Source organism: Martinezella miluonensis, from assembly GCF_900094545.1.
Taxonomy (GTDB): Bacteria; Pseudomonadota; Alphaproteobacteria; order Rhizobiales; family Rhizobiaceae; genus Rhizobium; species Rhizobium miluonense.
In genome coordinates this window covers 90578-105688 of record NZ_FMAH01000013.1, presented here as the reverse complement: position 1 = coordinate 105688, position 15111 = coordinate 90578, and the positions used below count along the sequence as shown (strand labels likewise).

Here is a 15111-nt window from a genome sequence, read left to right as displayed (position 1 = left end):
TAGGAATTTGGTATAGCCATTAAATTTTGTCCATTTTTGCGACGACTTAGCGAAATAAATTGTCACATTGGATAAAATCAGGGTTGTAGTCGCAAAGGCCTAGCGCTGGCGCAAGTTGCCATTGTCCTTGCGGATCAGAGTACACCCCAGCCGCGATAGCGGCCTCGGCCCGTCATCTCGCGCAAGCCAAGATCGCTGACCAGATTGAGCGCACCTCTTGGAGTGACGCCGACATGGCGGGCGATCATCTTCGTCGAAACGATCGGCCGCGACAGCACGATATCGATTACCTCGGGCAGGCTGCTGTTCGATCGCCGGTCCTTGAGACGCAACTCCATCTGCAGCTTGGCGAGCGAAAGACGATCAAGCTCCTTGAGGCCGGAATCGGCCGAAAGTACCATGGCCTCCAGAAATGCCGCCAGGCGCGTGTTGCGGTCCGAGGCCCGCCGTCGATCATGGCGGACGGCTTTCAGGCCGATGTTCAGACAGAAGAGATGCGAGGTGACTTTGCCGCGGCTGCGCAGATAGGCGCTGACCAGCAGGCCGCCGAGCCAATGCTGACGCCGCAGCGGCTCGAGCCGCTCCCAGGCGTCGAAAAGCACTGCCGCGCCCAGAACCGGCGGCAGCAGATCAGCCTCGCGAATGACGGCGCGCCAGCTCTCCAGGCGCTCGTCTTCATCCCAATCCTCGTCGCGCACCAGTGCGAGCGGATCGTCGATCGTCTCGGGTCTGCCGAGATCGGGAACACCGCCATTCAGGATCTTTTCGGATCGGGCGAGGATGGCGTCGATCTCGGCAAAGTCGACGCCGAAATCATCCTGATCCTCGTCTTCCTCTTGCGCGTCGGGCTCGGCGGACGCGGGGCGCCGCGGGACAATATCCTCGACTTCCCCGACATCGCCGCGCAAGGCGGCAAGGCCGGCCATTTCCAATCCCCAGGAAGGGTCCGCATTCCAGAGGCGCCGCCGGCTCCGCAGCACGGCGTGGGCGATGGTCAGCTCATGCGTCGGCGCGCGGGCATCCATGCGCGCATCGTGCAGTACCAGATCTTCCACATGCACCAGCTCGCCGCCAACCCAAAGCGCGCCTGCGGCATCGAAGAAATGCCCGCGCTCGCGAAAGCCGTCCGCCACGACATGCCGCAGAACACGCTCATCCAGCCGTGCCAACATGTCCTCGGCCTTGACGACGACAGGCAGAAGCGTCGTCAGCGCAAGTGTGGTCAGATCGTATCGCATTGGAATCGCATCATTGAACCGATCTTACGGAACCTATCATCGCCACAAGCTGCAGGATAGAAAGAGGCCTCTGCGAACTGTGGACGACAATTCCTATTTTTAGCCTTGACCTTCCAGTAACAGGAAGGTTCATAACCTCATCCAACGCTCCTTTCGGGGCAATGGAGTCTGATATGGCATTGCACGACGAACACGATCACAGCCATCAAGGTCATGGTCACCACCATCATGACGGCCAGCCGCAGGAGGCGGTGACGCGCGACCCGGTTTGCGGCATGACCGTCGATCCCGCCGGCAAGCCTTCGCTGGACTATCAGGGCCGCACTTTCCACTTCTGCAGCAATGGCTGCCGCACCAAGTTCGAGGCCGCGCCGGAGGCCTACTTAACCGCCAAGGACCCCATATGCGGCATGACGGTCGATCGCGCCACTGCGCGCCACTTAGCCAAGCACGAAGGCGAGACATTCTACTTCTGCTCCGCCGGCTGCAAGGCCAAATTCGAAGCGGATCCATCAGCCTATCTGAACGGCAATAGGCCCGCACCCAAACCGGTACCGAAGGGTACGCTCTACACATGCCCGATGCATCCAGAAGTCGTCAGCGATCACCCTGGCGATTGCCCGAAATGCGGCATGGCACTGGAACCCATGGGCGTGCCCGCCGCCGACGAGGGCCCGAATCCTGAGCTGGTCGATTTCACGCGCCGGCTCTGGTTAAGCGCTGCCTTGTCGCTGCCCTTGCTTGTTATCAGCATGGGTCCGATGATCGGCCTGCCTATCCGTGGCTGGCTCGGCGAACCCATCGCCACATGGCTCGAACTCGTGCTTGCGACACCGGTCGTGCTTTGGGCGGCCCTGCCCTTTTTCCGCCGCGCCTTGAACTCGCTCGTCAATCGCAGCCCCAACATGTGGACGCTGATCGGCCTCGGCGTCGGCACCGCCTATCTCTACAGCATCATCGCCACACTCGCCCCCGGCCTCTTCCCGATGAGCTTCCGTGGCCATGGTGAAAGCGTTCCCGTCTATTTCGAAGCGGCTTCGGTCATCGTCGCGCTGGTCTTCGTCGGCCAGGTGCTGGAACTGAAAGCTCGTGAACGCACCGGTTCGGCTATCCGCGCGCTTCTCGACCTTGCACCGAAGACGGCGCGGCGCATCGGCGCCGATGGCAGCGAAAACGACGTGCCGGTGGATGAGATCCAGGCCGGCGACCGGCTGCGCGTGCGTCCCGGCGAGCGCGTTCCGGTGGACGGCTCCGTCGTCGACGGACAATCCACTATCGATGAATCGATGATAACAGGCGAACCCCTGCCCGTCGAAAAGGACAGGGGTGATTCCCTGACCGGCGGCACGATCAACAAGAACGGCACGCTCATCATGCAGGCCGAAAAAGTCGGCGCCGACACCACGCTGTCGCGCATTGTCGAGCTTGTCGCCAAGGCGCAGCGCTCGCGCGCCCCGATCCAGACGATGGTCGATCGCGTCTCCGCCATCTTCGTGCCCGCCGTCGTCGTAGCCGCTGTCATCGCCTTTGCTGTTTGGGCCTTCATCGGGCCGGAACCGCGCCTGGCGCATGCGCTGCTCGCCGCCGTCGCCGTGCTGATCATCGCCTGCCCCTGTGCGCTTGGACTGGCAACGCCCATGTCCATCATGATCGCCACGGGCCGGGGCGCGCAGGAGGGCGTGCTGGTGCGCGACGCCGAGGCGCTGGAGCGCTTCGCAAAGGTCGACACGCTGATTGTCGACAAGACAGGCACTTTGACCGAAGGCAAGCCCAACCTGACCGACATCGTCACGGCCAATGGCGCAGAGGAAGCCCGCCTTCTCTCACTCGTCGCCAGCCTCGAACGCGGCTCGGAGCATCCGCTCGCCGAAGCCATCGTTGCCGGCGCAGAGGAACGCGGAGCAAGCTTCGCCGAGATCTCCGGCTTCTCGGCAATCACAGGCAAGGGCGTAGCGGGCCGCACAGGTGAGATCGCAATCGCACTCGGCAACGCGGCGATGATGGCCGACCTCGCCGTTTCGACCGAAGCCCTTGAGGCTGAGACCGAGCGCCTGCGCAGCGAAGGCAAGACCGTGATGTTCGTCGCCATCGACAACAAGCTGGCAGGCCTCGTCGCCGTCGCCGACCGAATCAAGCCGACGACGGCAGCCGCGATCAAGGCACTGCACGAGAGCGGCCTGAAGATCATCATGGCAACCGGCGACAACGGCAAGACCGCAGCTGCCGTCGCCAAACAGCTTGGCATCGATGAAGTGCGCGCCGATATGCTGCCGGAGAGCAAGAAGGCACTGATCGACGAGCTGCACGCCAAGGGTCGCATCGTTGCGATGGCCGGCGATGGCGTCAACGACGCTCCGGCACTTGCCTCCGCCGATGTCGGCATCGCCATGGGCACAGGCGCCGACGTCGCCATGGAAAGCGCCGGCATCACGCTGGTGAAAGGCGATCTCAACGGCATCGTCCGGGCGCGCCGCCTGTCGGAAGCGACCATCCGCAACATCAAGCAGAACCTCGCCTTCGCCTTCGGCTACAATGCGCTCGGCGTGCCGCTTGCAGCCGGCGTGCTCTACCCCGTCTTCGGCCTGCTTCTGTCGCCGATGATCGCGGCGGCTGCGATGAGCCTGTCCTCGGTCTCGGTCATCGGCAATGCGCTCCGGCTGCGGCTGGCGAGATAAGGAGATTTCTGATGAATATCGGCGAAGCATCCAGCCGCTCGGGCCTGCCGGCCAAGACGATCCGCTACTACGAAGATATCGGCCTGATCCGGCCTGATCGCGGCGACAATGGTTATCGCGATTATGGCGCTGACGACGTGCACAAGCTGCGCTTTCTGCATCGCTCGCGCAGCCTCGGCTTCTCGGTGGAGGAGTGCCGGCAATTGCTGGCCCTTTACGAGGATAAGAGCCGCGCCAGTGCCGACGTCAAGGACATCGCCGCCACGAAACTCACCGAGATCGACCGCAAGATCCGCGAACTCACGGAACTGCGCCGCACACTGGAGCATCTGGTACACGCCTGCCACGGCAACGAGCGGCCGGACTGTCCGATCCTGGAGGAATTGTCGGAGGGTTGAGAATTGGCGACGCGGCCATGCCCCTCTCCCCGCTCGCGGAAAGAGGGGGGTTTGATCCCATCTCCAGCAGCTTAACTCCGTAGACTCTCTATTTCGCACCGTCGTCCCTTCTCCCCGCCTGCGGGGAGAAGGTTAGGATGAGGGGCATTCCCGCAGGGGGGCCGGTGAACCAGGCGCCCCAGAAGCTCCTAACCAACCCGCTCCACAGCGATCGCCGTCGCCTCGCCACCGCCGATGCAGAGCGCTGCAACGCCGCGCCTCGCTCCCTGACGCTCAAGCGCATGCAGCAGGGTCACGATCAGCCGCGCGCCCGTAGCGCCGATCGGATGGCCAAGGGCGCAGGCACCGCCATTCACATTGAGCCGGTCGCGCGCAATGCCAAGCTCCTTGGCGGCGGCCATGGCGACCACGGCGAAGGCCTCGTTGATCTCGAAAAGATCGACATCGCCGATCTTCCAGCCCGTCTTGTCCAGCAGCTTGCGGATCGCCGGGATCGGTGCAGTGGTGTACCAGGCCGGCTCTTGGCTGTGCGTGGCATGGGCCCTGATCTCGGCAAGGATCGGTAACCCCTTGCGCTCGGCAACCGAGCGGCGCGTCAGGATGAGAGCCGCCGCCCCATCGGCGTTTGCCGAGGCGCTGGCGGCCGTGATGGTGCCGTCCTTGCGGAAGGCGGGTTTCAGCGTCGGGATTTTTTCCGGCGAGACCTTCTGCGGATGCTCGTCCTTGGCAACAATGATCGAGCCACCCTTGGTAGCGACCGAAACCGGCGTGATCTCGGCTTCGAATGCGCCATTCTCAGTTGCGGCGCGGGCGCGCGACAGGGTCTCGACCGCATAGGCATCCTGATCGTCGCGGCTGAACTGATAGGCTTCGACCGCCATCTCGCCAAAATCGCCCATGGAGCGGCCCTTCTCATAGGCATCTTCCAGCCCATCAAGCATCATATGGTCGAAGATGCGGTCATGGCCCATGCGGTAGCCGCCGCGCGCCTTGGCAAGCAGATAGGGCGCGTTCGACATCGACTCCATGCCGCCGGAAACCGCGATGGTGGCGGAACCGGCGAGAAGCAGGTCATGCGCCAGCATGGTCGCCTTCATGCCCGAACCGCAGACCTTGTTGATCGTCGTGGCGCCTACCGCATCCGGCAGACCGGCGCCACGCGCCGCTTGTCTCGCCGGCGCCTGGCCCTGGCCTGCCGGCAGCACGCAGCCGAACAGCACCTCATCCACCCTGTCAGCCGACAATCCGGCGCGCTCCAGCGCGGCGCGGATGACATGTGCCCCAAGCTCGGGGGCCTGCAAGGGCGATAGCTCTCCCTGGAAACGACCAAGGGGCGTTCGGGTGGCCGAGACGATAACGATTGGATCGATAGCGGACATGACATCTCCTCAGAGTCTGCAAACGGCATTTTCAGCATCACCGCTAGCACGTTAAATGATGATCGTCATCTAAATATGACGGAAAGCACGGCCTGATTGAATTTCTCACACTTGCTGCAGACAAAAACGCAATTGCCTCGGCGCCAGACACGGCCTATGGATATCCAAATTTAGAGAAGAGGATATCCAATGCCGCTTTACATCAAGGACGACGCCATCGACCGGCTGGCGCGACGCTACCAAGCATTGACGAAGGCGCCGACCAAGACCGAGGCCGTGAGGCTCGCATTGCAGAAGGCATTGGACGAGGAGCTGACCAAGCCCACCCTTGCCGATGTCGCCGTCGCCTTCTGCCGCAATCTCAAGCAGAAGGCCGTCGCGAAAGCCGGAAGCGACAGCGCGGAAGGGAACGCCTGATGTTTATCGATGCTTCGGTGCTGTCGGCGATGATGACGGATGAGGAGGAAGCGCGCAGCTTCGCCAATCGCATGCAGCCGGCAACGGCGCGAATGACATCGCCGCTCGCAGCGGCGCATGCGGCAATCGAGATTGCGGCGATACTCGCTCTTTCGCCGACGGATGCGGGAGAAGCAGTGCGCACTTTCCTGCAGCTCATGAACATCCAGCTGCTTGCGGTGCCGCCGCGCACCGCCTTCGTGGCCGCGGAGGCTTATGAACATTATGGCCAAAGCGGCCACCCGGCCCGCCTCAGCCTCGACGATTGCATGACTTATGCCTGCGCCCGCTATTATCGCCAGCCGCTATTGTCGAAAAGCGACCGGTTCAACCAGACGGATATCGAGCTGGCTTAAGACCACTCGATGCTCTCAAGACATTACGGGCAAAGCGACGACGGACCTGCCGCATACGTGTTCGAGCGAACGCCGACCGAGTTGGGAGCAGCTGCGCATTGCAGACGGGACATCGAGTCGCCGGCGCGGATCGGACCGGTTACGGACGGATCGGTATTGATCGTGCCGTCCGGAAGGATCGCATCCTTCGAATGATCGACATTGCCGACATCGGCCTGGAAAGCCTGGACGTTGACGCGCTTGGGATGATGCTTGTGCGCCTGCTCCGCCATGGCGGCGGCACTGAACATGCCGATGACGAGAGCGGAGATCGCAAGAGTTTTGAGCAGCATAAGACTGGCTCCTATAGGAGTTAAGGCCCCACACATATGGGAACGGACAAGTGAATTTACAGCGGCTTGCCTGTCAATATCGTTAAGAGTTTTAAGGTTTTGATGACGCTTTCACCTTGTGTCGCGACACCTCCGCACCGGCGTCGTGCGGCAAGCTGACGAAGCGCAACGCGGAGACGGCTCCGATAAGGCCAACGACGAGGAAAGCCCAGCGGAAATCGACAAGCGAAAGCGTTTCCCCACCATGAATCGTGCGCGAAAGATTGAGTACGGCGGCGGCCACGGCACACCGAGCAGTAGCGAAACCTGCTGCAGCATGCTCGACAATGTCGAGGCGGAACTGCGCTGCGCCGCATGGATATCGGCAAAGCCAAGCGTATTCAGCGCCGTGAAGTTCATCGACCGCGAAAGGCCGGCAATGAATAGCAGGCAATATATCAGCAGATCCGGCGTCGACGGAGACAGAAACCCGCATCCGCCGATGCTTGCTGACGAAATCAGGCCATTGACGACGAGCACGCTGCGGAAGCCGAAGATCTTCAGCATCTGCGTCGTGATCGCCTTCATGCCGAGATTGCCAGCGAAGTAGAACAGCAGATAGGTGCCGGCATCGATCGCCGTGCGGCCGAAACCGACCTGGAAAAGCAGCGGGATCAGGAAGGGCGTGGCGTTGATCGCGACACGGCTCGCCGTGCCGGCCGAAAGCGTCGACATGGCGAAGGTCTGTACCTTGAAGGCGGAAAGATCGAGCAAGGGTGCATCGACCCTCATGAAGTGCCGGGTGGCAATGACCGAGAAAACCACACCTGCAGCAATGAGCCCGATACTGGGCGCCAATCCCGTGGTTCCCTGAACCACGAACTCCAGACCGGCGAGCAGGAACGTCAGCCCAGCCGCCGATTGCAGGAAGCCGATGAAATCGAGCCGCGCGACCTTCTCCTCGCGCTGATCCGGTACGAAGCGCAGGACGAGGCCAAGACCGATAATGCCGATCGGGATATTGATCAGGAAGTTCCAGTGCCAGTTGAGATAGGTGGTGATGAAACTGCCGAGCACCGGGCCGATGACCGGGGCCGTCAGCGCCGGCCAGGTGATCATCGACACGGCATGCACCAGATCGGATTTGCGCGCGTTTTTCAGCACGATGATACGTCCCACAGGCGTCATCAGCGCGCTGCCGACACCCTGAACGGCGCGGGCAATGATGAATTCGGTGAGATTGCCTGAGAGACCGCAAAACAGCGAGGCCACGGTGAAGATGGTGATCGACGCCAGAAACACCCGCCGCGCGCCGTAGCGATCGCCCGCCCAGCCGGCAAGCGGCACGAAGGCGGCCATGGTGAGCAGATAGACGGTGATGCCGATGCTCATCGACACCGGCTCGACGCCAAAAGTCCGCGCCATTTGCGGTAGAGACGTGGTGACGATCGTGCCGTCCAGAATCTGCATGAAGAAGGAAACAGCGACGACGAAGGCGATGATGCGCGACTGCCGGCCGAAACTTGCTTCGGGAGGCTCTTCTGTGATCCGGGCAACGGTCATGACATGAAATTTCAGAGAATGGCGTTCAAAGGGAGCCGGACGCTCCCGGCAACAATCATACGATCATTGAATACGCCTATCGCTCTGGCTTGCAAAGCCGCAAACCCACGCCGGCACCATCAAAAATTGACAGGGTTACATAAGAACCGCGGTTCCCGGCGGGTTTGCTCCGGCCTTACCCTCGGCCCGCGGCGTTTTGCGGGCGTCAATCATCGGAGTAGCGCTGCTCCCGCCAGGGATCGCCATACATGTGATAACCGTTTTTCTCCCAGAAACCGGCCCGGTCGGCGCCGATGAGTTCGATGCGGCTCAGCCACTTGGCACTCTTCCAGAAATAGAGATGTGGCACGACGAGACGCATAGGGCCGCCATGCTCACGCGTCAGCGGCTGGCCTTCCCAGGCCGTGGCGAGGATCGCATCTTCGGCCGCAAAATCCGCAAGCGGAAGATTGGTGGTATAGCCGTCATAGCTCGTCAGCAGCACATGATGCGCCTCGGCCGTCGGCACGGCGAGATCGAGCAGATCGCGCGTCGAAATCCCTTCCCAGCGATTGTCGTAGCGCGACCACGTCGTCACGCAATGGATATCGCTGACGCGGGTGCTTTGCTCGATCGCCTGGAAAGCGGCCCAATCGAGGCTGAGCCGCTTTTCCACGAAGCCGAACACATCAAGCCGCCAGCTCGACAGCGAAACATGCGGCTGCACGCCGAGATCGAGCACCGGCCAGTTCTTCACGAGATGCTGTCCCGGCGGCAGCCGCTCGGTCTCCGGCCGGCTGACGCGTCCGGTCAGAAACTTACCCTCCGCGGCCCAGCGGCGCTTGGAGGTGGTGAGCTTGCTATCGGCGGGGATCTGATCGTCGCTCATGGGAACTCCCTCGGAAATGGCCGTCATTGGAGCCCCGGTGAGGCGCGGGTGTCAAGGAAATCAACCCAACTCAAAGAAGAAATGCGCTTGCCCGAAGCCCTTAGACTCTAACGTTGCATAGTGGTAATAGTAATGGCGCGTTTCAATCTTGGCGGTCAATTTTCCTTGCCTCGCGATGAATTTTTCTATGACGATGTAGCCGTTCATCGCATCCACGAGATCCGCTATTCGAAATTTGCGGCGATACGTGCAACCATATTGGTTTTCACAATAATGGCCCTCTTTGTCGGGCTATTGATTGTCACCCGTCATCAAAATTCCGACGCGCAAATTTGGCGACTTCGCATCAATGCAGTTGTGATTCTTGTCATATTTTGCGCGGCGACGATAAAACGCGTTCCGATCTATGTTCGCCGAAACTATGATGATCCGGTCATCATTATCGGCCCGGACGGCATTCAAGATACACGCGTCGCCACGGCTGTTATCCCTTGGACTAACATCGCAAATGCTGATCGCATATCGGCCGGCAAAATGTCCGGGTGCCTTACGCTTCACTTAATAGCGAATGACACGCCGCTCGCCGGGCCAGCGGTAAAAACCATGACCGATGCCTCGGGTATTCGAGAGACTGAAGTTCAGATCAAGGCAGACCTGTTCGACCGGCGCTATTCAGACATCTACAACATAGCGATGGCGTTCTATCGAGCACATCGTTTCGGCTGGTTATCTTCGCCTAGCGACGACGATTGGCCTGAATATCAATCTGAAACAGCTCCGCTTTTCCGGAAACGTCTACTTCCTGCCCACCCGCTTCCAGAAGCAGGCAATCCAATGCCGAAAGCGAAAGCCTGGCGACTTCGGCGTGGCCACGATGACAAACTATAAGGCTCACCCCACCGCGAGGGGAAAGTTTGGTGGCCCCATCAACGGAAACACGCCGCACCGAATGCGTGAAGCGTCCCCGCCGCGTCATGACATTGAGATCGGTGATTGTGCCGTCAATCAACGTCGCCGAGGTCGGCGCGTCGGCTGCAAAGGGCAGCGGCTCACTTGCCTGCGTCAGCCGTTCGGGCTCACGCCCCTCGATGAAGAGGGCCATGCCCTCGCCATCGAGAATGGATAGCGTGCGATCGATGCCCGGAAAGACCGAGAACGGTCCATCCGTGGCAACGGTCGCCATGCTGACGCGCCAGTCGAAGTCGGCAAGCCCGGCGCCATCGGGCGAAACGGCGATTTCCACCGTTTCCCCGCCACCGTTTTTCCAGGGCATGCGCTTGTGGTCACTGGCGCGTAGCAGCTTCATCTCAGTTCCCCAGGATGGCCGGCAGGCGCAGGCCCTGCTTCTTGGCCCAATCAAGCGCAATGTCGTAGCCGGCATCGGCGTGACGCATGACGCCGGTTGCCGGGTCGTTCCAGAGAACGCGCTCCAGGCGCTTGGCGGCATCATCCGTGCCGTCGGCGCAGATGACCATGCCGGAGTGCTGGCTGAAGCCCATGCCGACGCCGCCGCCGTGATGCAGCGATACCCAGGTCGCGCCGGAGGCGGTGTTGAGCAGCGCGTTGAGCAGCGGCCAGTCGGAAACGGCATCCGAGCCGTCCTTCATGGCTTCGGTTTCGCGGTTCGGCGAAGCGACCGAGCCGGAGTCGAGATGGTCGCGGCCGATGACGACGGGAGCCTTCAGCTCGCCGTTCTTGACCATTTCGTTGAAGGCAAGGCCGAGGCGGTGGCGATCGCCGAGGCCGACCCAGCAAATGCGCGCCGGCAGACCCTGGAAGGCGATGCGCTCGCGCGCCATGTCCAGCCAGTTGTGCAGATGGGTGTTGCCAGGAGTGAGTTCCTTCACCTTGGCGTCGGTCTTGTAGATATCTTCCGGATCGCCCGAGAGAGCAGCCCAACGGAACGGGCCGATGCCGCGGCAGAAGAGCGGACGGATATAGGCCGGAACGAAGCCCGGGAAGGCGAAGGCATTTTCAAAGCCTTCGTCCTTGGCGACCTGGCGGATGTTGTTGCCGTAGTCGAGCGTCGGCACGCCGGCGTTCCAAAAGTCGACCATGGCTTCGACATGCACCTTCATCGAGGCGCGGGCCGCAGCTTCGACGGCTTTCGGATCGCTTTCGCGCTTGGCCCTGTGTTCGGCAACTGTCCAACCGGCCGGCAGATAGCCGTTCAGCGGGTCGTGTGCGGAGGTCTGATCGGTGACGATATCGGGGCGCGGACCGCCGGCCTTCATGCGCTTCACCAGCTCGGGGAAGATTTCGGCGGCATTGCCGAGCAGGCCTACGGACTTGGCTTCACCAGCCTTCGTCCACTTGTCGATCAGGGCAAGCGCTTCGTCGAGCGTCTTTGCCTTCTCGTCGACATAGCGGGTGCGCAGGCGGAAATCGATGCGGGTTTCGTCGGATTCGACGGCGAGGCAGCAGGCGCCCGCCATCACGGCTGCCAGCGGCTGTGCGCCGCCCATGCCGCCGAGACCGCCGGTCAGGATCCACTTGCCCTTGAGGTTGCCGTTGTAATGCTGACGACCGGCCTCGACGAAGGTCTCATAAGTGCCCTGCACGATGCCCTGCGTGCCGATATAGATCCACGAACCGGCCGTCATCTGGCCGTACATGGCAAGGCCCTTCTTATCCAGCTCGTTGAAGTGATCCCAGGTTGCCCAGTGCGGTACGAGGTTGGAGTTGGCGATCAGCACGCGCGGCGCGTCCTTGTGCGTGCGGAACACGGCGACCGGCTTGCCGGACTGCACCAGCAGCGTCTCGTCTTCGTTGAGCGTCTTCAGCGTCGCGGCGATGCGGTCGAAATCGTCCCAGGTGCGGGCCGCGCGGCCGATGCCGCCATAGACGACCAGCTCGTTCGGGTTTTCCGCAACGTCCGGGTCGAGGTTGTTCATCAGCATGCGCAGCGGCGCTTCGGTCATCCAGCTCTTGGCATTGAGCTCCGGACCGCGAGGTGCGCGAATTTCGCGGATATTATGGCGTGGGTTGGTCATGTCACATCTCCAAGGAGGGCAGGATGTCGGTTGAAATCGAGGCATTGAGCGCACCGGAGCCGATGAGCTCGCTGGCGGCCTTGAGGTCGTTTGCCATGTAGCGGTCTACCTCCAGCGAAGGTACGGCAGCGCGGATGGTAGCGATGGCAAGGGTCAGTTCCGGGCTGGTGATCAGCGGCGCGCGCAGTTCCACACCCTGGGCAGCCGTCAGCGCCTCGATGCCGATGATGCCGAAGAGGTTTTCGGTCATCTGCAGCAGGCGGCGCGCACCATGGCAGGCCATGGAGACATGATCTTCCTGGTTGGCCGAGGTCGGCGTCGAGTCGACGGAGGCCGGATGCGACATCTGCTTGTTTTCAGACATCAGCGCGGCCGAGGTCACTTCGGCAATCATCAGGCCGGAGTTTAGGCCCGGCTTCTTCGCCAGGAAGGCCGGCAGGCCGTAGCTGAGTGCGGGGTCGACCAGCAGTGCAATACGGCGCTGCGCGATCGCGCCGATCTCGCAAACGGCAATCGCGATCTGGTCGGCGGCGAAGGCAACCGGCTCGGCATGGAAATTACCGCCGGAAACGACGGAATTGTCCGACAGGACAAGCGGATTGTCGGTGACGGCGTTGGCTTCGATTTCGAGCGTGCGTCCAACCGAACGCAGGAGATCGAGGCAGGCGCCGTCCACCTGTGGCTGGCAGCGGATGCAATAGGGATCCTGTACGCGCTCATCGCCTTCGATATGGCTCTCACGGATCACGGAACCGGCAAGCAGACCGCGAAGGGCTGCAGCGGTATCGATCTGGCCCTTATGGCCGCGCAGTGTATGAATGTCGGGATGGAACGGGGCGGAAGAGCCCATGGCGGCATCGGTCGACATAGCGCCGGTGATGAGGGCTGCCTGAGCGGCACGATGGGCGCGGAAGAGGCCGGCAAGCGCAAGCCCGGTCGATACCTGTGTGCCGTTGATCAGCGCCAGCCCTTCCTTGGCGGCGAGCACGACCGGCTTCAGGCCGGCCTTTTCGAGCGCTGCTGCGCCGGAAAGCTGTTCGCCGGCATAAAAGGCTTCACCATGACCCATCATGACGGCGGTCATATGGGCGAGCGGTGCGAGATCGCCCGAGGCGCCGACCGAACCCTTTTCCGGAATGAGGGGTACGACACCCTTTTCAAGCATGCCCTCGATCAGCCGCACCAGTTCAAGCCGCACGCCGGAGGCGCCGCGGCCGAGCGAAACCAGCTTCAACGACATGATGAGGCGAACGACATTCTCCGGCAGCGGCTGGCCGATGCCGCAGCAATGCGAGAGAATGAGATTGCGCTGAAGCGTGGCGACATCGGCGCTGTCGATCTTGATGGATGCCAGTTTGCCGAAGCCGGTGTTGATGCCGTAAACAGGCGCATTGCCGGCTGCGATTTCAGCGATGCGGGCCGCCGCCTTGGCAATGCCGGCATCGAAGGAAGCATCGAGCCTCGCCGGCTCGCCGGTCCAGTAGATCGTCGCCAATTGCTGCAGCGACACGGAACCCGGATGGAGAACGATAGTCATCAGTTGAACCTTTTTCCCTTGAAGACATGGGCGTGAAGGGGATTGAAGCCGATGCGGTAGACAAGCTCCGCAAGGCTTTCGACATCCCATATGGCAAAATCGGCGGACTTTCCGGCTTCCAGCGTACCCGTCTCGGCCAGCAGGCCAAGGGCGCGCGCACCTTCGCGGGTGGCGCCGGCGATGCATTCCTCGACCGTCAGGCCGAAAAGCGTGGCAGCCATATTCATGGTCAGCAGCATCGAGGTCAGCGGCGAGGTGCCGGGATTGCAGTCGGTGGCAACGGCTATCGAAACGCCCGCTTCGCGGAGCGCCTTGACCGGCGGCTTCTGCTTCTCATTGATAGCATAGAACGCCCCCGGCAGCAGGACCGCAACGGTCCCGGCCGCAGCCATCGCCCTGACGCCGTCCTCGTCGAGATATTCGATATGATCGGCTGATAGCGCGCCATAGGAGGCGGCAAGCTTGGCGCCGCCGAGATTGGAGAGCTGTTCCGCATGCAGCTTCACCGGAATGCCGAGCGATTTGGCAAGATCGAAGACCCGGGCGATTTCCGCCGTCGAGAAGGCAATCCCTTCGCAGAAGCCGTCGACGGCATCGACGAGGCCTTCGGCATGTGCCTGCTTCAATCCGGGCAGGACGACATCGTCGATGTAATCGCCGTTGCGGCCCTTATAGTCTGCCGGGGTGGCATGGGCGGCCAGATAAGATGTGACGACGCGAACGGGGCGGACCGTCTCAAGCTTGCGAGCGGCCTGCAGCATCTTCAATTCGGATGGGATGTTGAGGCCGTAGCCCGACTTCACCTCGATGGTGGTGACGCCTTCGGCCAGCAGCGTGTCGAGGCGCGGCAGCGCAACGGCGACAAGCTCGTCGACCGACAGTGCGCGGGTCGCGTTCACGGACGAGACGATGCCGCCGCCGGCGCGGGCGATTTCTTCGTAGCTTGCACCCTCCAGCCGCATTTCGAATTCACGGGCTCGATTGCCGCCATAGACGATATGCGTGTGGCAATCGACGAGGCCGGGCGTAACCCAGCGGCCATCGAGATCGATGCTTTCAGCACCGGAAGTATCGGGAAGGTCGGCTTCATGGCCGGCAAAGACGATACGGCCGTCCTTCGTCAGGATGGCACCCTTCTCGATCACGCCGAGCCGGGCCTCGCCCTCTACCATGGTTGCAAGACGCGCATTGCGCCATACGCGGCTTGTCGCCCCGTTTTCCTTGCTATCTTCGGAAAAATTGTTCCCACCCATCAGCTTTACGCCTTTCCTCGTTGGCCCATAATGTATATACATATTAAAAAGCTGGCAAGAGGGATTTTGGACTCTCTGCTCAAA

General features: G+C 61.7%; 12 protein-coding genes and 1 pseudogene. 4 read left to right on the top strand and 9 right to left on the bottom strand.

The genetic code is table 11. The annotated features are described in order from the left end of the window. Positions 1 to 134 precede the first annotated feature (134 nt). Positions 135 to 1238 carry an RHE_PE00001 family protein gene (locus tag GA0061102_RS13590; RefSeq protein ID WP_092848273.1) on the bottom strand — a complete coding sequence of 368 codons (1104 nt, stop codon included), beginning with the start codon at positions 1236 to 1238 and terminating at the stop codon, positions 135 to 137. Positions 1239 to 1411: 173 nt separating this feature from the next. On the opposite strand from GA0061102_RS13590, the gene GA0061102_RS13585 reads away from it, so the two are divergent. Both GA0061102_RS13585 and cueR read left to right on the top strand, forming a co-directional pair. Next, the gene (locus GA0061102_RS13585; protein WP_208858647.1) at positions 1412 to 3913 is read left to right on the top strand and encodes a heavy metal translocating P-type ATPase; all 2502 of its coding nucleotides are present in this window, start codon (positions 1412 to 1414) and stop codon (positions 3911 to 3913) included. Between the two features lie 11 nt (positions 3914 to 3924). Continuing rightward, positions 3925 to 4311: a Cu(I)-responsive transcriptional regulator gene (gene cueR, locus GA0061102_RS13580; RefSeq protein WP_092848268.1), complete on the top strand. Its 387-nt coding sequence runs from the start codon at positions 3925 to 3927 to the stop codon at positions 4309 to 4311. A 188-nt stretch (positions 4312 to 4499) separates the two neighbouring features. Here the strand turns inward: cueR and GA0061102_RS13575 are convergent, their stop codons facing one another. Further along, the gene (locus GA0061102_RS13575) at positions 4500 to 5690 is read right to left on the bottom strand and encodes an acetyl-CoA C-acyltransferase (RefSeq protein ID WP_092848260.1); all 1191 of its coding nucleotides are present in this window, start codon (positions 5688 to 5690) and stop codon (positions 4500 to 4502) included. A 189-nt stretch (positions 5691 to 5879) separates the two neighbouring features. Between GA0061102_RS13575 and GA0061102_RS13570 the strand changes: the two genes are divergently transcribed. Together GA0061102_RS13570 and GA0061102_RS13565 are read left to right on the top strand one after the other, a co-directional pair. Next, positions 5880 to 6107 carry a type II toxin-antitoxin system VapB family antitoxin gene (locus GA0061102_RS13570; protein ID WP_092848255.1) on the top strand — a complete coding sequence of 76 codons (228 nt, stop codon included), beginning with the start codon at positions 5880 to 5882 and terminating at the stop codon, positions 6105 to 6107. Then, positions 6107 to 6502: a type II toxin-antitoxin system VapC family toxin gene (locus GA0061102_RS13565; RefSeq protein ID WP_092848252.1), complete on the top strand. Its 396-nt coding sequence runs from the start codon at positions 6107 to 6109 to the stop codon at positions 6500 to 6502. Before GA0061102_RS13570 ends, GA0061102_RS13565 begins: the two co-directional genes overlap by 1 nt. A 23-nt stretch (positions 6503 to 6525) precedes the next feature. Here GA0061102_RS13565 and GA0061102_RS13560 read toward each other — a convergent pair whose 3' ends face one another. The 7 genes and pseudogenes from GA0061102_RS13560 to hutI form a co-directional block, all read right to left on the bottom strand. Continuing rightward, a complete protein-coding gene (locus tag GA0061102_RS13560; RefSeq protein ID WP_092848247.1) occupies positions 6526 to 6834 on the bottom strand; it encodes a hypothetical protein in 309 nt (102 codons plus the stop codon). 91 nt (positions 6835 to 6925) lie between these two features. Beyond that, positions 6926 to 8376 (bottom strand): annotated as a pseudogene (locus GA0061102_RS13555) (MFS transporter). 205 nt (positions 8377 to 8581) lie between these two features. Beyond that, positions 8582 to 9244: a sulfite oxidase-like oxidoreductase gene (locus GA0061102_RS13550; RefSeq protein WP_092848244.1), complete on the bottom strand. Its 663-nt coding sequence runs from the start codon at positions 9242 to 9244 to the stop codon at positions 8582 to 8584. A 736-nt stretch (positions 9245 to 9980) separates the two neighbouring features. After that, positions 9981 to 10550: a HutD/Ves family protein gene (locus GA0061102_RS13545; protein ID WP_092848241.1), complete on the bottom strand. Its 570-nt coding sequence runs from the start codon at positions 10548 to 10550 to the stop codon at positions 9981 to 9983. A gap of 1 nt (position 10551) precedes the next feature. Beyond that, a complete protein-coding gene (hutU, locus tag GA0061102_RS13540; protein WP_092848238.1) occupies positions 10552 to 12237 on the bottom strand; it encodes a urocanate hydratase in 1686 nt (561 codons plus the stop codon). Between the two features lies 1 nt (position 12238). Further along, complete coding sequence (hutH, locus tag GA0061102_RS13535; RefSeq protein WP_092848229.1) at positions 12239 to 13774, bottom strand: histidine ammonia-lyase; 1536 nt, start codon at positions 13772 to 13774, stop codon at positions 12239 to 12241. Beyond that, positions 13774 to 15027: an imidazolonepropionase gene (gene hutI, locus GA0061102_RS13530; protein ID WP_092848226.1), complete on the bottom strand. Its 1254-nt coding sequence runs from the start codon at positions 15025 to 15027 to the stop codon at positions 13774 to 13776. Before hutI ends, hutH begins: the two co-directional genes overlap by 1 nt. Positions 15028 to 15111: the final 84 nt, after the last annotated feature.